This is a genomic window from Brucella sp. NBRC 113783 (assembly GCF_040372265.1).
In the GTDB taxonomy this organism is placed as follows: Bacteria; Pseudomonadota; Alphaproteobacteria; order Rhizobiales; family Rhizobiaceae; genus Brucella; species Brucella teleogrylli.
On sequence record NZ_BAABRX010000003.1, the window covers coordinates 684,092 to 702,785 of the forward strand.

Genomic DNA, 18,694 nt, shown 5'->3' on the forward strand with positions numbered 1-18,694 from the left:
CGTCGCGCATCCATATAAATCAATGATTGAGAACGCGACGCAGGAAGTCCTGCGTACGCGGATGCTGTGGCGCGCCGAGCACTTGCTTTGCATTACCCTGTTCCACGATGACGCCGCCATCAAGGAAAAGTACTCGGTCAGCCACGTCGCGGGCGAAGCCCATTTCGTGCGTTACGACCAGCATGGTGAGCCCCTCGTCAGCAAGGCTGCGCATGACATCGAGCACATCGCCCACCAGTTCAGGATCGAGCGCAGACGTCGGCTCATCGAAAAGGATCGCCTGCGGTCGCATCGCCAAGGCGCGGGCAATCGCAACACGCTGCATCTGACCGCCCGAAAGCTGGCCCGGATAATGGTCGGCCCGGTCTCCTAGACCTACGCGCTGAAGCAGGTGTTGGCCGTATTTACGAGCTTCACTTGGGTTTTCGCCTTTGACGTAAACCGGTCCTTCAATGACATTTTCGAGGGCCGTGCGATGGGGAAACAGGTTGAACCGCTGGAAAACCATCGCCATACGTGTGCGGAGATTGCGGATCGATCGATCCTTCGCGTCAACCCGCTGACCTACGATCAAAATGTCGCCACCCTGATAGGTTTCGAGCCCGTTCAGGCAGCGCAGCATCGTCGACTTTCCAGAGCCGGAAGGGCCAATCAGACAGACGACTTCGCCCTTCTGCACCTCAGCACTGATGCCTTTTAAGACCTGAAGCGGACCATAGGATTTGGTGACGTTCTTTATTTCAATCATCGCCATGATCAATGTCCGTTTCTTTTACTAAAGAGCTTTTCAAGACGCCCGACAGCCATCATCAGCGGCAAGCTTAGGCAGAGATAGAACATGGCAACTAGCGTATAGACACTCATATTCTTGAAGGTCGAAGAAGCGAGTAGCTGACCTTGCAGGGTCAGTTCGGCAACCGTTATGGCCGATGCCTGCGAGCTGTCCTTCAAAAGCATGACCATGATGTTGCCGTAAGGCGGGAGGATCACTCGAACGGCTTGCGGGAGGATCACGCGGCGCATCGTCATGAACCAGCCCATACCGATGGACTGAGCAGCTTCCGTCTGACCATGGTCGATAGCTTCGATGCCGGCACGGAAATTCTCTGCCTGATAGGCAGAATAGGCAATTCCGAGACCTATGATACCGGCCTGAAGAGCGGAAAGCGCAATGCCGAATTCCGGTAGAACGAAGTAGATATAGAACAGCTGCACCAGGATAGGAATGCCGCGGATTACATTGACGATAGCCCCGGCAATGGTCGACAGCCAGCGAATTCCCGACACCCGCATCAACGCCCAGACAAGCCCCAGAAGGGTAGAAAGGACAAGGGAGCCCAAGGTCACGAGGAGTGTATATTTCACGCCTTCCAGCAAGATCGGGAAGAACTCGCGAATGTCCATAAGGAAATTTTGCATTAGCTTTAACTCTGTTTAACTGGCGCGATCAGACGGGGATGAGGCGCTACGGCCGGTAGCCCCGTTTCGGGCGCAGACCGAAAAGCGTGGAGAGCTTTTGCTTGGACGCGCGCGGAGCACACCTGAAATTTTGATCATGGGGATCATCCCCATGATCACATCGGAATTATTTCAGTCCGTATTTCGCAAGAATTTTCTGAAGCGTGCCGTCCGACTTGATGCGAGCGATAGCTGCATTGATTTTGGACATACGTTCGTCGCCTTTTCGCAGAGCCAGACCGAATTCGCCACCGGCCGAAGCCTCATAACTCTCGACCATCTTCACCTTGGGGTACCGGCCTTGAGAGAGGTAATAGGCAGCCATCGGTCCATCCCCGAAACCAGCGTCGATGCGCCCGGCATTCACGTCGGCAATGATATCGGGAATGCCTTTGTAGACCTTTACCTCACTGAACAGGCCGCTCTTCTTGAACAGGTCGACGAAGGTGGTCCCCACCTGCACGCCTACGGTCTTACCCTTGAGATCCGCATAGGTCTTGTAAGTCGTGTCATCGGAAACCGGCACGAAAACGCCCTCACCATAGCCATAGACCGGATCGGAAAAGTCCACGACTTTTGCGCGCTCTTCAGTGATGAACATTGCCGAAGCAATCATATCGATCTTGTTCGCGGTGAGCGACGGCACGAGCGCTGAAAACTGCACGGCCTCGAATTCCGCCTTGATACCGATATCTGGTTCGATGGCCTTGACAACATCGATCAACACGCCATCCATAGCCTTAGTTTCCGTGTTCACAAAGGTAAAAGGCAAACCGGTAGGTGAAGAACCTACTTTGACTGTTTCCTGAGCAAAGGCAGACGTCGCGGCACATATGACGACCGCCAAAGCTGCCAAACCGAAAATTTTCTTGAGACGCATGGCATTCTCCTTCCTAAATGCAGCGATAAGCCTGTTACTCGTAACGGCGGTTTTGAGCCCGCGTTTGTTAAAGTGAAGTCCGTTGTAGGCAGCGTTGGCGTTGCTCACTTGCGTCTACCCTGGAAGCCGGCACTGTTTCTCAACACCCGTTCATTGGATGCTGTTGCTTCCAACTTGCGATCCTTTCGTTCAAGGCTGGCAAAAACCAGCGGCATGAACCAGGCTTTTCCACGCCAGGTCGGCACAAACTGCGGCGCACGGAAGTCAAAACTGCTTGCGCTATTGGGAACGCCTAATATTTTCTGTGCGACCTTGAAGCCGAGCCATGGCGCCCAGACAACACCCGAACCACAGAAGCCTGTTGCATAATGCACTGCCCTACGCTGAAAAATTCGTGGAACCATGTCTCGATTCATGGCCACATAGCCGAACCAGCTATGCGAAATACCGACACCTTCCAGCTGCGGAAAAATCTTGCACATTTCTTTATAGTTGCGTTGCGTAGCGCTATCTGGATCGCCGCGGCTCGTAACATCCCGGCCACCAAACAAGATGCGTCGCCCATCCGGTGATGGGCGGAAATAGTAGGTCATCGCCCGGGTGTCGGTGAGCATTTTCAATCCTGGCACCAACTCGCTTACACGTTCCTCGCCCAGATCCTCGGTTGCGATTATTCGCGAACGCAACGGCACCAATCGCTGACGCAGCCAGCGGTCCGAATGATCGGTATATCCGTTTGTACAAACAAGGACATCGCGCGCCCGAGCACGACCGCGTGCAGTTATTACGGTTTTTCTACCAGTTCCTTGATCGATGCCTTCCACGCGACATTCGCTGTGGATCAATACCCCTTCAGCAATCGCCAGCCGTACCAGTTCTGAATGAAACTTTGCTGGATGGAGGCCGCCAATATCCATGCGCACGCTACCCCCTGCATAGAGGTCGGTCGCGATATGCTGGTGAACCTCGCTAAAAGGAACCGCATAGGATTCGACACCGGTTGCTCGCTGGATAGCTTCGGCGCTTCGAGCCATGGCGTCATATTCTGCGCGCGTCATCGCTCCGCTGAATCGGCCCACAAGCCTGAAATCCGCATCAACACCTTCCTTTGCCAGGAAATCGATCATGAAGCGGCGTGCTTCATGGCCTTCAGAAGCAATCTTTACCGCCCGTTCCATACCGAATTTGCGGATCAGTGTTTTGTCATCGGGACGAATATTGCCGCTGGTAAACCCGCCATTGCGACTGGAAGCTCCGAAGCCGAGTTGTTCCCGCTCGAAAACCTGAACCTTGCGCCCGGCTCTCGCCAGATAAAGTGCAGCGCAAAGGCCCGCATAACCGGCGCCAACTATGGCTACATCGCAGTCCGGCTCGATGGCACGCTGTCCGACGCTGCGCGGCGGGGCGGCCTCCCACCAGTAGGGCGTATCCTTGTGAGCCATTTCTGACATGTCCCCTCCATGTTCTGGATGGATTTTCTTTTTAGTTTATTGAATCCCTGGAGATTATGAAGCAGAATACTAAACACTAATCAACCCCGATTCATTCAAGTTCGTAGCGAGAGCCATTAAAAGATGCCAAAAGTGAACAAGGCAGAGATATCGCGGATCGCCCCTATCAGCGAACCCACACCGAACGATGCGGGGGATATCGGAGTACGTATCCGTACGCGCAGGCAGGCACTGGGCCTCACTCTTGGCTATCTGTCGGAAGTGTCTGGCCTGTCGACAGGGGCGCTGTCTCAGATTGAACGCGGCCTGGTGTCGCCAACTGTGCGCACCCTTTACACGATTGCCGATGTGCTCTCCATGAGTCCGGCGCAGCTCATTGACCCGCAGGGGTTCGCAGCAGCCGCGCGCGCCAATCCCTATGTGTTGCGGGCGGGCGAACAGCCCGAAGTGTTGAACGGCGGCGGTGTCATCAAGCATCGCGCCTCGCCAGAACTCATTGAAACCATGAAATCCTTCGCGGTGCGGATCGTTCCGGGCGGGAGTTCTGGTGAGGAGTGCTATACCCATTCCGGCGAGGAGCTGGGGTACGTCATTTCGGGCAGTTTCACGTTGCAGATTGAAGATGCTCAATATCTGCTTTCGGCAGGTGACGGATTTGCCCTGCCTTCAACGACCCGCCACAGATTCTTCAATAATAGTGAAGCGGAAGCTTTCGTTCTCTGGGTGAACAAACCCGAGTGAAATCACCTGGCAGGCCAAAAAACGCTGGAGAAAGATGAAAATGGCAAGCAGTCCTGAGAGCTTCTCGCGCTCGCTCTGGTGGAACGCAGCTGGCGAAGCAAAGCCGAACCATCCCAAACTGAACGGCGTACACGATGCGGACGTCGTTATTATCGGCGGCGGCTTTACGGGTCTTTCAAGCGCATTGTTCCTTGCCGAGCGTGGCAAGACGGTCGTGGTCCTTGAGGCGCGTCATGTCGGCTTCGGTGCATCTGGACGTAATGGCGGACAGGTGATCCCCGGCTTGAAGCACGATCCGGAAGATCTTATTGCGACCTATGGGCTCGAACATGGCAAGCGCATGATCGATCTTGTAGGCGGCGCAGCCGATCTTGTCTTTAGCCTTGTGCGCGAACACGCTATCCTATGCTCGCCCGTTCGCGCCGGATGGATTCAGGCCGCACATTCTCAGCTTGCAACCGCTGCCGTTCACAAGCGTGCCCGACAATGGCAGGCGCAAGGCGTCGAAGTCGAGATATTGGACCGCGAGCAGATTGCCAGACTTTCCGGCACGGAGCGCTATTTCGGTGGATGGCGTGATCCACGCGCCGGCGCCTTACAACCGCTGGATTATGCCCGAGGGCTGGCGCGGGCCGCTTCGGCACGCGGCGTTCAGATTTTTGAAGATTCGTCCGTCACGTCTCTCACGCACGAAAACGGCGATTGGGTCACACGGACGGCGCGTGGAGCAATTCGCGCGAGAGAGGCCCTCGTCGCAACCAACGCCTACACCGACAAACTCGTGCCGGGTCTCGCCCAAAGCATTCTTCCTGTGCAAAGCATGCTGATCGCGACAGAGCCCCTTTCAGAAAAGCAACGCGGGGAAATCATGCCGGGGGGTGTGGTACTTTCCGAAACGCGCAAGATTGCTTTTTATATGCGTCAATCAGTAGACGGGCGTTTTCTCATTGGCGGACGCGGCGCCGTGGGAATGAACGAAAAGAAGGCACTCATGGAAGCGCTGAAGGCCGGAATGGTGAGGCTGTTTCCGCAACTGGATGGCATTGGCATCGACTATCACTGGTCCGGTCATGTGGCGCTAACGATGGATGGCCTGCCTCATCTTCACAATCCCGCTCCAGGTTTGCACGCAATGCTTGGCTATAACGGCCGAGGCGTAGCGATGGCGACCGCTTTTGGCAAGATGTATGCCGAATACATCGCCGAAGGCCGCCCCATGGTTTATCCCACCACGCAGATACCGCGCCTTTCCTGGCACGCGATCCGCAAACCCGTCATGGATGTTGGCATCCGCTGGTATTGGGTCAAGGACAGTCTTGGATTCGCATCGAAATAAACCCTCTGCAGAAAGCACTGAACTTGTTGAAAAACGTAATCAATCTGGGAATTGCGCCCTCTTGCGCCGCGGATTTGGAAGCAGCTTTCCAAGCCCTCACTTTGAATGGACAGTCTACTGAACCCTTCGGCGTCGGACGCGCTGTTCTTTCAGGAGAAGGAAAAGGGACAAAAAGCCTGTTCCCCTCTATTGTAATGGTTCGTAAGGGCTCTTTATCGCTCGTGGACAGTAACGGTTTCGAAATCGTGCTGGCCAAGGGTGAGGCCGCGAGCCTACCCGCGTCCAGTTTTGCATGGAAGGCACAGGCGGCCGATTGCGTAATCCTCACGATTCATCAGGGGACCGCGCCAGTGTCATTCACCAAACTCGACCTTGACCATCCCATGGTCCCCGGTGGCGCGCCCAATGCAACGCTGCTCACAACGCCCGCTCCTACGACCCATCGTCACGAATTCCAGAGTGACGATCCACTTTCCTGGGGGATTTGGGCTACTACGCCTTATGCTCGCCATCCTATCACCTATTCCTTTTCCGAACTGATGATGCTGCGCAACGGCGAGGTTACCTTGTCCAACCCTGACGAAGGAAGCGTGACGTTTGCGGCAGGGGACATTTTCCTTATTCGTCCCGACGCTATCGCCGCGTGGAGCAATCCTACCGATCTGCAGAAGTTTTGGATCATCCACGAGCAAGATTAGTTCACATAGCCTTGTGCTCCACTGTCTCCATCCATTTGGATGGCAGTGATAGCCCTCTCGTTCCGATGAAAGTGCGTGATAGGTCCCTGTTGACGACCTGGGGCTTTTGAACGGTATAATTTGACGGCTGGGAACAGGTGCGCTCTCGGCTGACATTCCATCTGAGTGGCCTTCTCCAGCCTGTTTAAATCGTTTTAACAGATGGCGTCGGTACGTCCCACTGCGTGACTGCTCCTGTTCACCAGGCAGCGAAGACAATCGGCATCCCCGTTATCGGGATCGATTTTATGGTCAAGCAGCCCGGAAAGCCAGATTATGTCTTCATCGGAGCCCACGAGCGTCCGGGCCTTACCAACCATGAACCGCAACCGACGGCTGCCAAGGTTGTCGATTTGCTTTTCCCAGGCTCACGAAAATCGTGAATTAGTGAGATACCCGTGACAGAATGTTCGCCGGAGCATTTTCCAAGCGGACATGAAACCGCTTTGGCGAAACCGACCGAGCGAAGGTGGAGAAAGCCATTGAATTGAACGGCATCGCACCGTCATGGCAGCGCGCTTCTGCGATTCCATCTTCGCGCTGCACAGTGGTCGCTCCTCATTGCCCAAACAAGACCCGCCGGTGTGATGGAGCCCAAGCGGGGTGCAGGTGATTTACGGCGTGCCGATCGAAGTCATGCGCCACGCCGCGACCGGGCATTTGATTGTCGCTCCTCTCCAATCAAAGCGGCTAATCTGCAAGGCAGCGCTCCTACGCCTTGAATTATTGCAGGACAGCGCGGTTGTGGTAAGACCATGCGGGACTTCTGATCAGAGTTAGGGAGCAAAGCAAAAGCTTGTTAGAAACGACAAATTCATGGAGGAATTTGGCATCCCTACTTCATTCCGTCATCGTTAATGATGAAAACATGCGAAAAAAGTTTGGAAGAAAGAACTGCTTGGCTTGACCTGATTGGCAGTCAAGATCACATCATACGCGCTTTGGATAGAAACACGCCGCGATTTTTTGCTCAATTTGACAGCAAAATCAGGATTGCCGCTACCGGAGCAAATCTCAGAATTCGTCGATCAGCCCTTCATATGTCTTATTTATCTCATTCACATCCCGTCGATATTCATCGATAATCCAGTCGCAAATATCGCGAATGATCCATTCATCCGGCTTGATCGAAGTCACCAGATCACAGCGTCGGCCTGTTGAAACGACAACAGGATGCGATGGAACAAGCGAGCCGTTGGCTAGCAGGGTCGACACCACACTTAACCAGCCGATTGCGTTGCCTTGTCCCATCAGCGCGGCCTGTACAACGACATTGTAATCCGAGAATTGAAGTTCACGGGCTATCTCTTTCAGCGCATCAACGGAATACAAATCTGCCCATCTGAACTGAGACCCACTAAGAGTAATCACCTGATTCAAACCCGATTGGGACTGTGTCGAATTGAAATCGAAAACCGGAGATCGCACTGGCAACAGAAACTCTGGCATAAGTGGAAAAATTCGATACCGGTCATCCACCTTCGGGTCGAACCGCATCGCGATATCGGCGTCGTTAACCGGACAATCGAGCGGCCCAATGATCAGTTGCCACTGAATGTCTACATCAGGAAACAGCGCCTGGAATTGGTTCATCCGCGGCATAAACCAATGCGTAGCGAAAGCCCCCGAGACTGATATTCGCACTGTACGTCGCTTCGTTTGCGCATTTTGTCTTAGTCCAGCCAAAACACGTTCAATGTTTGAAAAGCTCTTCGAGACTTCCGCAAAAAGATCACCTCCATGTTCCGTTAGTTCTGCTCCCGTCGGCGTACGCTTGAAAAGCTGCATTCCAAGATGAAGCTCCAGACGCCCGATGGTGCGGCTGACTGCGGGACTTGTAACTCCAAGCTCACGTGCCGCGTTTGCAAATGTTCCGCATCGGACTGCCGCTTCAAAGGCGACGAGTGCGTTGAGCGAGGGAAGGAGTCGTCGAATATGTGACATTAGAAAATGTAACCCCAGAGGTGATTATTATTGGAATTGATAGAAGGACCAAAAGCATCCCACTGTAGCCCGACAACTGGCTTTTGCCCGGAACAGGAGAGACAACTTTCATGGCCTTCGAAAATTTTAAAGTTCTGACTTTTGATATCGTCGGAACCTGCATCGACTTCGAGAAGGGTATTCTGGATGGTTTCCGCGTCGCAGGCGGAGAGGCCGCGAAGAGGCTGAGTGATGATCAGATTTTCCAGCCCTATCTGAAAGCAAGAGAGAAATTTCCTGGCCGCGCAAGTGAGGTCATGCGCGACGTTTATCTCTACGCTGCGAAGGAACTTGGACTGTCCGGCGACAGCGCCGCAGGTGACAAATTCCACAGCCACTTTTTTGATTTTCCCGCATTCGAGGATTCCGCTGAAGCGCTCAGACGATTGCGTAGGCATTTTAGACTGGTTGCGATGACCAACTATGATCGTGTCGGCTTCAGCGCCAATTCGAACAAACTCGGCAACCCGTTTCACGACAGCGTCACTGCTGACGACGCCAAGTATCCAAAACCGGATCCACGCTTCTTTTCCTACAATCTTGGGCGCCAATCGGCATTTGGTTTCAAGCAAGATGAAATCCTGCATGTTGCCCAGAGCCAGTATCACGATATTGGCGTCGCTAAGGAGCTCGGGTACAAGGTCTGCTGGATCGAGCGTCGAAAGGGCCTCAAGGGCTTCGGTGGAACACCCGTTCCCAAAGAAGTCACGGTGCCGGATTTCCATTTTTCGACCTTGCGAGAACTCGCCGATGCTGTCGAAAGCGAGAGAAAATAACTTGTAGGTAAACTCAGGTATTTTCCAGATGCGAAAACTCAATCTGCCTCGATCTTTGTGGCGCGAGACCGCAACGCCACCTCTGAACTGCAAAGCATTGGAGGACGACATTTCCGCCGATGTCGTCATCATCGGAGGTGGGTATACCGGCCTTTCTGCAGCCATAAGAGCGATTGAACTTGGTTTGAAACCAGTTGTTCTCGAAGCAGAAGAAGTCGGCTTCGGCGCCTCTGGAAGAAACGGCGGCGTGGTATCGACGAAGTATCGTGTATCGTTAAGCGCCATGGCGCAAACTCACGGTCGGCAAATCGCTCAACGCATGAACGTGCTCGGTCACGAAGCGATGGATTGCGTTGAAAGCTATGTCGAGCGGTTTCAGATCCGGGAAGCGAAACTGACGAAAACCGGGAACATTCGCTGTGCGCATAACGAGACCGCATTCGTGGCGCTCGTGGAAGAAGCGAAGACGATCAGGGACATGTTCGGCGATACGAGCATCGCAGTGCTTGGAGCTAGTGAAGTTGCGACAGAGACCGGAAGTACGCGCTTTTACGGAGGAGTTTTGAACTCTCACGCTGGCACCATTCATCCTCTTTGTTACTGTCGGGGTTTGGCCAATGCCGTGCTTCTGGCCGGAGGCCTCATTTATGAGAATAGTCCCGCTCTTCGCATTGTGAAACACGGTTCGACAAAACTCGTTTGTACCAAAACCGGATCGATCAGTTGCAAACAGATTCTGATCGCAACGAATGCCTATTCCGACATCACGACCGCTACCAGCAATGTGCGTAAGACGATCATACCGTTCCGGAGTGCGATCATCTCGACGGAAGCGTTGCCCAGTTCTGTTTTTGATGAAATTCTTTGCAAGAATCGGAGCTACAGCGAGACGCGGAGAATGATGCGTTGGTTTCGACGAGGCGGGGACTGCTTGCTTTTCGGCGGCAGGGGCGCATTTGGCAGAAATGACTCGGCAGCCGCCTACGCGACCCTTGAGAGAGCAATGTTTGAAATCTTCCCGCAGCTGAAAGACTGCAGGATCGCCAATGAATGGTCGGGGCTTGTCGCTATGACGATGAACAGTCTTCCGCAGATTGGGTTGATCGACAAGGATATCGGGTTCTCGCTTGGCTACAATGGAACAGGAATCGCGATGTCGAGTCTTCTCGGACGCTACGTGATTGATCTTTTGCAAGGCCAAAAGCCCGATCTGGCGCTGATGCGGCGCCAGAAACCGGAAGACATCCCATTTTTCTCTATGAGAGCGCCGGCTGTCCGTACAGTAGCCGCATGGTATCAGCTGCTGGATAAATTCGGACGCTGAGTGTGCTCCCAAAGTTTTCAAAGCGAGCTGCATATTCTAATTGCATCCAACATCGCGGAGTGAATGTTTCTGCTGGCCAGAGCATCTCCTATTCTGTGAAGTTCAAATCCAGGTCTTTCGTGGTTGGGCTGCGGTCTGGCATCAACCATGGCCTGCAGGTCGGTCACACCGTCGTTTGAAGAACTGGATCGAAGCGCTTCAAAAACTTCGTTGGACGGAATACTCCCCTGCTCCACAACAACATGATCGACCACAACTGTTTCTGTTTCCCGGGTAATGTCGTTCACAAGAGTTGCGATCAGGCGGTTGTCCTGGCGGTCGACTGCCGTCAAACGTGTTTCAGTTTTGGGATACAGGCCGAATTTCAAAAATAGTTTTTTCCAGCGTACCCGTTCGGCATAAGTCAGTTCTTCACAGATTTGGGCATCAATCGTTACGAATTGTACCCTGGCTCCTGCACCAACGGCCTTCTCGACCGCCAAGGGGGCTGGATGTCGTCCGGTACCATCAACGACAAGAACTTCACCTGATAGTCTGGACTGACCAGCCAGGATATCCCAGGTAGAAACGCATAGATCACCGCCATGCAGAAGATCAATTTGCGGCATGCCGCCCGTTGCTAGCAAGACGACATCTGGATTCAGTGCCAGGATTTCATTTTCATCAAGATAGGCATTCGTTTGTAGCGACACACCAAGACGATTGAGTTCAGCCACCCGCCACTCGACGATACCGATGAGGTCACCGCGCCACGATCCCTTCGCGCCAAGAAGAAGCTGACCGCCGAAATCGGGTGCCGCTTCAAACAACGAAACCTCATGACCCCGTTCCGCACATATTCTGGCTGCCTCAAGGCCTGCGGGCCCTCCGCCGACCACGATGACCCTACGTTTGCCGCTGTCGGTTTTTGTAAAGACCTGAGGCAGGACCGTTTCTCTGCCCGTTGCCGGATTATGGAGGCACGCAGGACGATGCGGCGACTGGCAATGTGTAGCACCTACGCATGGCCGGATTTCGTTTTCCCGTCCCGATGCTATTTTACTTGCAAGGTATGGATCAGCGATCTGCGCTCTGGTCATGCCCGACATATCCATTTTGCCTTCACGGATAGCGTATCGGGCGGAAGCAGCGTCGGAAATACGTGCGGCATGAAATACCGGAATATCGAGCTCCTGCCGGAAGCGTCCGACCGGCTCGACCCAGGGCGCAAGTGGCGATCCCATTCCTGGCATAGCGTCCTCAGCCAGACCACGGGTCGTGTCCATCATGCCATAAATCGCATTGAAAAAATCAATGCCGCCAATATCGCGAAGTGCTTGCGCAACTTTCAGAGATTCCTCAAAACCCATGCCGCCATCGGGCCCCTCATCCACTGCCATGCGGATACCAACGACAAAATCATCACCGACGGCCTTTCTGATTGCCTCATGCACCATCAGCGGAAACCGCATTCGGTTTTCGAGCGAACCGCCAAAGCGATCAGTTCTGCGATTGGAAATCGGTGACAGGAACTGCCCGATCATGTGACCGCCGGCATGCGTCTCGATGCCATCCAGCCCTCCCTCCTTGCATCGTACCGCCGCAGCGGCAAATGCCTTCACAACGCGATTAATATCATGGTCGTCCATCTCTCTGGGGATGTTGCGATGAAGCGTCTCCCGGAGAGGGGACGGTGCAATCATCGCCAGCCTATCGCCACCATAACTTTCGCCGCGTCGACCGAGATGGGTTATCTGACACATGAGTGCAGCGCCGTGGCGATGCATACGCTCGGCAAACTGCTGAAAATGTGGGATGATGTCATCTGTTCCAACATTCAGTTGCCGAAAGACATTCGGGGAGTCGATATCGATATTGGAGGATCCACCGAACATCGACAGGGCTATTCCACCCTTGGCCTTTTCTTCATGATACCGCTGATAGGCTTCAAGCGGTAGCCCGCTGATCTCCAAACCACACGCGTGGCTGGTGCTCATGATGCGATTGCGAAGTTCAAGATGCTTGATTTTCAGCGGCTGCAGCAGTGGGTCATTTTTGACACCGTTGGTGGCTTGCTGGTACATAGCTTTTCCTTTTGGTTTATAGAAACCCGTTCATACCTGGCGCTCGGCCTGGCATGTTCCTGATGCTACTGATGATTGTCGTGTCGTAATTCGGCTAGAATATCTGACTTAAGAACTGTTGGGTCCGAGGATCCTTGGCTGAGGTAAAGAACTCTTTCGGTGGAGCATGCTCGACGATCACACCTCGATCCGTGAAGTAGATGTGGTCGGCCACTTCGCGTGCGAAGCCCATTTCATGAGTAACCAGAATGCAGGTCATCCCGTCGGACGCGAGTTCCTTTATCGTCGCCAATACTTCCTTGACGGTTTCAGGATCGAGCGCTGCGGTAACTTCATCGAAAAGCATAACGTCAGGACGCATGGCCAGGCTTCGCGCGATGGCAACGCGCTGCTGCTGACCACCTGACAGCTGGCCGGGATACTGGTTTTCCTTACCAGTAAGTTTGACTTTTGCAATCAGAGCACGCGCCCGTTCCTCAACTTCCTGTTTTGGTTCACGCAGGACCTTGATCGGCGCCATCATGACGTTCTGCAAAACCGTCTTATGCGGAAACAGATTGTACTGCTGAAAGACTATTCCCACCTTTCGCCTCAATGCGAGCTTGTCGAGCTTGGGATCGTTCACCTCCTGCCCGGCGACGATTATCGAGCCCTTCTGCACTGGGCTTAGGCCATTGATACAACGTATGAGAGTCGATTTGCCCGAACCCGACGGACCGATGATGCAGATCACCTCGCCCTTGCGAACATCAAGACTTATCCCTTTAATAACTTCCAGATCGCCATACGCCTTGTGCACATCCTTTAGAGAAACCAGAGGGGGTGCATCGATAATCTCATTATGCAGCATATCTTTTCTCCAGTTTCCTTGTCAGAAGTGCGATTGGATAGATGTACGCAAAGAACAGACAGAGAAGGAACAGATAGAACGGAAAGAGAAATTCCGGTCGTCCGCCCGACGCTTCCATTGCAGCCTGTGCGTTGGCAACAGACTCTCTGACGCTGAAAATAGAGGCCATCGGAGTGGAGAGCGTGAGTAGCGCATACCAGTTCATCCATGGGGGTATTGAACGCCGGAAGCTCTGTGGCAATATGATGTTCCAAAGTGTCTGAACACGGGTAAAGCCAAGACTTTCGGCCGATTCCCACTGCCCCGACGGAATGGAACGAACCGCGCCACGGACGATCTCGCTTATGTTGCCCATGACGGGCAGCGCAAAAGCGACGGTTGCTTTCATCCAGCCAGGAAACGGTATCACAATCCCGCCCGGAAGACGAAAATCCTCTGGCATCATATACATGGCGATGAAGAGAATAACGAGCCAAGGCGAGTTTCTCAGGAGATGCGTCACCAAGCGCGCAATGGCTCTTACCGGCCAGAACAAGCTGATCTGCATGAGACCGAGCAGAATTCCGAGAACCGTCGCCAAAGCCATCGCTAAAAAACTCATATAGAGGTTCAGCAAAAAGCCACGCAAGATAAATGGAACCCACCCGAAAAGTGTCTCGACTGCGGTCGGCGTTCCGGCACTCATTGTTTGCGCATAAGCAACACACAATGATCCGAAAAACATTGCAACGAGAACAATTCCGTATCGCAACGACAGAGCGGTAGAGAATGCCGTTACGCCGTAGTGCGAAGGAACGATTGTGAAAGCGCGCTTATTCATGTCCATACCCCGGTAATGCCAAACGGCGTTCGAGAGCGTGGAGGCCCCAGGCGAGAATACTCACGACCGCGACATAGAACACAAAAAGCACGAGGATCATCTCAGGCACGTTGATGTTGTCCGACCAAACCTGATTGAGGACATAGGTCATTTCTGGAACGGCGATAACATAAGCAAGCGAGGTTGTTTTGGCCAAACTCACCAGGTTATTCGTCAAAGCTGGCAGGCTAATGCGAAACGCCAGTGGAAGTGTCACATACATATAGATTTGCCAGCTCGAAAAGCTGAGGCTTTCAGCGGCTTCTTTTGTCGTTTCAGGAACGGCTTCCAGGCCGGCCCGAAATATCTCGACGTTGAACGCCCCCCCAAAGATACCAAGCGAGATTACAGCCCAACCAAAAGAAGAGATAATGGGCTCGTAATATCCCCCCATGTCCACGGCTGGCGTGAACGCGCCCAGGCCGAAGTAGAAGAACAAAAGCTGGATCAGCGGAGGTGTATTTCGAAACGCCTGGATATAGGCATCAACCGCCACGCGAATTATCGCGCTTTTTGACGTTTGTGCCCAAGCTCCCAACACGCCGATCACCAGCGACAGCAAGATGGAAAACGCCATAAGCCGCAGGGAAATCAACGCCCCTTCGAGAAAGCGGCTGAACTCGTAGTCGTCATAGAAGACGATAAAGTTCAAGCCCGCAGTCTCGTTCAGATTGCGGAAGAAACTTGATATATGTTCGATCATCTTCACTCCGAGCTACTGCTGATCAGAAAGCACCGGCCTTACTCTTTCGGCTCGAGATAAGCGGTATCCCAATAGAGCTTCTTATTCTGCTCGGTGAACCAATCAGACGGTGCGACATTCCATTTCTTGGCGAGTTCAATCAGCGTACCATCAGCTTGCCAGCGATATGCCATACCCGCCATGAATGCGCCCCAGCCCTTATCGCGCTCTTCAAGCGGGACAGCAGCAGCCCACGGATTATTATAGAGGGCCTGAACAGGCATTTCGTAATCTTGCCACTCTGGTGTCTCGAGATCAGCCATGATGCTGACATCATCGTAGACCCAGGCAATGCAACGTCCGGCGCGCAGCGCTTCCTTACCTTCGGAATTTCCGGTAAATGCAATCAACTTTGCTTTCAGTTGCCGTTCGACTTGTTGATTATAGTAGTTTCCCTGCTTTCCGCACACCGGCTTTCCAGCAATGTCGTCCCAGCTTTTGATGACACCCTTCTTGGCAAGCAAGGTCGGCCCCGAGGCCCAGTAAGCGGGTTCAATAATGCCGATGACCTTACGACGTTCCGCAGTATCATACATACCGCCGACAATCAGATCGATCCGGTTCTGTTGGAGGAACTGCATGCGGTTCGCAGATGTTATAATGACGGGCTCTAGTTTGACACCCAGCGCATCCGAGACGCTCTTGGCGAGATCAACTTCGATACCTTGAAGATTGCCATCCGCACCTGGGAAAGACCAGGGCTTGAAAGCCCCTTGCAAACCAACACGGAGAGTGCCGCGTTCCAGGATTTCCTTCAATCGCTCGCCATCAGCACGAGCCTGGCTTGCAAAAAGCGAAATCGCCATAGTAAGCGTGGAAACTGCCACCAAAGCAAGATTTTGATGTCTGCGCATACCCATTTCAGTTCACTCCTCTTTTTTGTTTCGTTAGGATTTTGCAGGTTCTCCCGAACGGTGAATTTCCCGTTGGTATTGAAGAAACTTGTCTACTTCGCGCTCGATCTGCTCTGGCTCCCATCCTAGCAAATCCGCGATTTCACTGGCCGCATCAGTTGCAGTGGCTCGGTCTATGTGCCGCCCCCAACCTATGCCGCTACGGGTATAGAAGATACCTTTCAGATCCTGGGCATGTTCTCGCGAGACATAATGCCGAAACGACAACGTGCCTTCATCGGTTGTCAACGGTGTATTCGTCTGCTGCAATAGCCTTCTTTGCCGATCAGGCCGCATCGGAATGTTTGCATCTACCGTTGCCAGCAGCTCCCTTCCTGCACTCATATGGCTCATAACCGGTCCGGCGGTCATCGCGAAAATTCCCGAATGACCTTTGCCCTTCAAATCATGGATTTGCCGAACTCTGTCGCCGTCAGGATTTTTGGGATTGAAGGTCAACGGCCGCACACCGGCCCAGGTAAATTCGACGTTCTGTTTCGTCAGTTTGAGAGTAGGGAGAAGAAAATTGATTTCATCGAGTAGAAACTCAATATCGACGTCATCGGCCCTAACGCTACTAGCGTCGCCTTCGAAATAGGTTTCGGTCGGGCCAATATGATAAAGGTCCTCCTTGAACGGCAGACAATAAATCGGCATTCCCAATCGGTTAAGCGCCGCAACCCCATGACCACGATAATAATCCGGAAGACGAACGACTATATGCGCGCCTTTCGTCCCGTGAATCAGACGATCATTCCCCTCCCCGGACACCCCCTGTAGAACGTCATCGATCCAAGTTCCGGCAAGATTGAGAATGATAGGTGCGAACACGCTGCTCATTTCACGATCTGCAGAGCTAAGATCGACCCGCCACAGCCCATCAGAGTTTTTTTCTCTGATGCTCGCATTGGTGAACAAGCGGACATCAGCGCCGAGCTTTTCTGCTTCGATGGCCGCATCGACGCAAAGCCTATCGGGCCAGTCCATGATGTATTCGCGGTAAGTCGCTATCGACTTCAGTTGTTTCCGATCTCGAAGGTCCTTTGCCAAAGGCACTGAGCTATCAAAGTTGCGCTTGTGCCGTTGGTACTTCAGCGGGAGTCGACCCGATCCAAGACGCTTCAAGAGCGAAAGCCCAATGTCCAGGTGCCATCCACGCAGATCATCCGCTTCGTATAAAGGAAAGCACATTTTGAAAGGCTTGCATCGCATTGGTTGGAGACGCACCAGTTCTTCCCGCGCATTCATAGCGGCGCGCGCCATGGAAATCGCGTTCTTCAACTTCAGAGGCGAGGATGCGAACGTGCGGACCGGATGTCTCGTCTCAAAATATCTGAGACCGCAGTGGAGTATCCTGGACGATCTGCTCGACGCGCCGTTTGCGAAATCACCCTTTTCAACAAGCAAGGCCTTATACCCAGCGGCGCAGAGTTCGCGGACTGCGCTGGTACCGTTGATACCGCCGCCAATGACAATCACATCATAACTTTCGTCCCGTGCGGCCTCCATATTCATTTAACTGCTTCCTTCCTCGGCGTCGGGCGAGTACAGCAGCTAATTCGGAATGCTCAAAATAGAAAAATTGGCCTCCATTATGCAGTAAATGCATAATGGATTGAGACCCCGGAAGTCTGGCAACTTAAAGATTCCTATCCGTCAAAAGTGCGGCAACTTCGCCAACACTGCGTCTCGCTCGCTGAAAAGAAGGTCCAGAAGCGCTTCCGATACGCGGCTTTGTGGACGGGAATAAGGGCGAAGAAGCGCCACGTTGAACGGTATTTTAGGCAGGAATGGCACCAGCGTTACCCGATCATCAAGTTGGTGAATGGCCGTGTAAGGGTCTATAAGCGCGACCCCCAAGCCAATTTTGGCAAATTCATATGCCGCAGCGGAAATCGTTGTTTCATAAGCTGGGTCTAGTTTTTCACCTGCAGCGCGGAATGCCTGCGCAATAATCGGGCCAGCTGCAGTGAATGATGCAAATGATACAAATGGTACGTTTCGAAGATCCGGTGGTTCAATTTTTTCGTGGCTCGCGAGATGGTGGTCACGTGGAACCGCAGCAATATAAGCGGCATCGCTGAAAACTTCTGTTTGAAAGCCAGATCTGCGGAATGGGAGTTCAGCAAGACCAAAATCCAGCTGTTGGGACGCCGCCCATTCTTCGATCTTGGCAGAAAGCCGTATATTCAGCTGCACACGTGTTTGAGGCCAGCTATCTTTAAACTTCTTTAGCGCCTGGGGCATGAAACTTATCCCAAGGGCGGGCATTACAGCCGCGGTTATACGGCTGGTTTCACCTTCGGCAACAGTTGCCGCAAAATTTCGCAAAGAATCGAGAGATGTATACGCTCTATCGATTTCATCCAGAAGAAGGTGGGCAACCGATGTCGGCGTGATCAACCCTTTTCTGCGCTCAAACAAGGTGACACCCAACTCGGTTTCAAGCTTATTCAGAAGCCGACTGACGGCGGGTTGACTTCGCCCAATAAGTTCAGCAGCGGCGCTTACCGTTCCAGTTAGCATCACTGCCCGGAAGGCTGAAAAGTAGATGAGGTTCATCCCTACTTCCCAGTTTTGTTTCCCTGGCTTTTTCATCAA

Annotated in this window: 17 protein-coding genes and 1 pseudogene; 6 read left to right on the forward strand and 12 right to left on the reverse strand. The window is 53.2% G+C overall.

Going from position 1 to position 18,694, the window contains the following annotated elements; genetic code table 11:
- Positions 1-19: 19 nt before the first annotated feature.
- The 4 genes from ABWW11_RS13770 to ABWW11_RS13785 all read right to left on the reverse strand — a co-directional run bounded on the left by ABWW11_RS13770 (position 20) and on the right by ABWW11_RS13785 (position 3,780).
- Positions 20-748 carry an amino acid ABC transporter ATP-binding protein gene (locus ABWW11_RS13770; protein ID WP_319080292.1) on the reverse strand — a complete coding sequence of 243 codons (729 nt, stop codon included), beginning with the start codon at positions 746-748 and terminating at the stop codon, positions 20-22.
- Positions 749-756: 8 nt separating this feature from the next.
- The gene (locus ABWW11_RS13775) at positions 757-1,419 is read right to left on the reverse strand and encodes an amino acid ABC transporter permease (protein WP_319080270.1); all 663 of its coding nucleotides are present in this window, start codon (positions 1,417-1,419) and stop codon (positions 757-759) included.
- A 166-nt stretch (positions 1,420-1,585) separates the two neighbouring features.
- Entirely contained in the window at positions 1,586-2,338 is a 753-nt protein-coding gene (locus tag ABWW11_RS13780) for an ABC transporter substrate-binding protein (protein ID WP_319080291.1), read from the reverse strand.
- Positions 2,339-2,442: 104 nt separating this feature from the next.
- Positions 2,443-3,780: an NAD(P)/FAD-dependent oxidoreductase gene (locus ABWW11_RS13785; RefSeq protein ID WP_319080290.1), complete on the reverse strand. Its 1,338-nt coding sequence runs from the start codon at positions 3,778-3,780 to the stop codon at positions 2,443-2,445.
- Between the two features lie 132 nt (positions 3,781-3,912).
- On the opposite strand from ABWW11_RS13785, the gene ABWW11_RS13790 reads away from it, so the two are divergent.
- The 4 genes and pseudogenes from ABWW11_RS13790 to ABWW11_RS13805 form a co-directional block, all read left to right on the forward strand.
- Positions 3,913-4,530 carry a cupin domain-containing protein gene (locus tag ABWW11_RS13790; protein WP_319080269.1) on the forward strand — a complete coding sequence of 206 codons (618 nt, stop codon included), beginning with the start codon at positions 3,913-3,915 and terminating at the stop codon, positions 4,528-4,530.
- A 40-nt stretch (positions 4,531-4,570) separates the two neighbouring features.
- Entirely contained in the window at positions 4,571-5,866 is a 1,296-nt protein-coding gene (locus ABWW11_RS13795) for an NAD(P)/FAD-dependent oxidoreductase (RefSeq protein WP_319080268.1), read from the forward strand.
- Between the two features lie 26 nt (positions 5,867-5,892).
- Positions 5,893-6,564 (forward strand): cupin domain-containing protein, encoded by a 672-nt coding sequence (locus tag ABWW11_RS13800; RefSeq protein ID WP_319080267.1) that lies wholly within the window; start codon positions 5,893-5,895, stop codon positions 6,562-6,564.
- A 209-nt stretch (positions 6,565-6,773) separates the two neighbouring features.
- Positions 6,774-6,986 (forward strand): annotated as a pseudogene (locus tag ABWW11_RS13805) (N-acetylglutaminylglutamine synthetase); the annotation flags it as partial.
- Positions 6,987-7,617: 631 nt separating this feature from the next.
- Here ABWW11_RS13805 and ABWW11_RS13810 read toward each other — a convergent pair.
- Positions 7,618-8,547, reverse strand: a complete 930-nt coding sequence (locus tag ABWW11_RS13810) for a LysR family transcriptional regulator (protein ID WP_319080266.1) — start codon at positions 8,545-8,547, stop codon at positions 7,618-7,620.
- Positions 8,548-8,657: 110 nt separating this feature from the next.
- Between ABWW11_RS13810 and ABWW11_RS13815 the strand changes: the two genes are divergently transcribed.
- Complete coding sequence (locus ABWW11_RS13815) at positions 8,658-9,362, forward strand: HAD-IA family hydrolase (RefSeq protein WP_319080265.1); 705 nt, start codon at positions 8,658-8,660, stop codon at positions 9,360-9,362.
- 28 nt (positions 9,363-9,390) lie between these two features.
- Positions 9,391-10,686, forward strand: coding sequence for an NAD(P)/FAD-dependent oxidoreductase (locus tag ABWW11_RS13820; protein ID WP_319080264.1), 1,296 nt, complete (start codon positions 9,391-9,393; stop codon positions 10,684-10,686).
- A 17-nt stretch (positions 10,687-10,703) separates the two neighbouring features.
- Here the strand turns inward: ABWW11_RS13820 and ABWW11_RS13825 are convergent, their stop codons facing one another.
- From ABWW11_RS13825 to ABWW11_RS13855, 7 genes are all read right to left on the reverse strand, one after another.
- The gene (locus ABWW11_RS13825; protein WP_319080263.1) at positions 10,704-12,749 is read right to left on the reverse strand and encodes an oxidoreductase; all 2,046 of its coding nucleotides are present in this window, start codon (positions 12,747-12,749) and stop codon (positions 10,704-10,706) included.
- Between the two features lie 94 nt (positions 12,750-12,843).
- Positions 12,844-13,599: an amino acid ABC transporter ATP-binding protein gene (locus ABWW11_RS13830; RefSeq protein WP_319080262.1), complete on the reverse strand. Its 756-nt coding sequence runs from the start codon at positions 13,597-13,599 to the stop codon at positions 12,844-12,846.
- Positions 13,589-14,419 (reverse strand): amino acid ABC transporter permease, encoded by an 831-nt coding sequence (locus ABWW11_RS13835; protein WP_319080261.1) that lies wholly within the window; start codon positions 14,417-14,419, stop codon positions 13,589-13,591. The genes ABWW11_RS13830 and ABWW11_RS13835 overlap by 11 nt, the downstream gene beginning before the upstream one ends.
- A complete protein-coding gene (locus ABWW11_RS13840; RefSeq protein ID WP_319080260.1) occupies positions 14,412-15,161 on the reverse strand; it encodes an amino acid ABC transporter permease in 750 nt (249 codons plus the stop codon). The genes ABWW11_RS13835 and ABWW11_RS13840 overlap by 8 nt, the downstream gene beginning before the upstream one ends.
- Positions 15,162-15,199: 38 nt before the next feature.
- Positions 15,200-16,060: a transporter substrate-binding domain-containing protein gene (locus tag ABWW11_RS13845; protein WP_319080259.1), complete on the reverse strand. Its 861-nt coding sequence runs from the start codon at positions 16,058-16,060 to the stop codon at positions 15,200-15,202.
- Positions 16,061-16,087: 27 nt separating this feature from the next.
- Complete coding sequence (locus ABWW11_RS13850; RefSeq protein ID WP_319080258.1) at positions 16,088-17,608, reverse strand: FAD-dependent oxidoreductase; 1,521 nt, start codon at positions 17,606-17,608, stop codon at positions 16,088-16,090.
- Positions 17,609-17,749: 141 nt separating this feature from the next.
- Complete coding sequence (locus tag ABWW11_RS13855; RefSeq protein ID WP_244597021.1) at positions 17,750-18,691, reverse strand: LysR family transcriptional regulator; 942 nt, start codon at positions 18,689-18,691, stop codon at positions 17,750-17,752.
- Positions 18,692-18,694 lie beyond the last annotated feature (3 nt).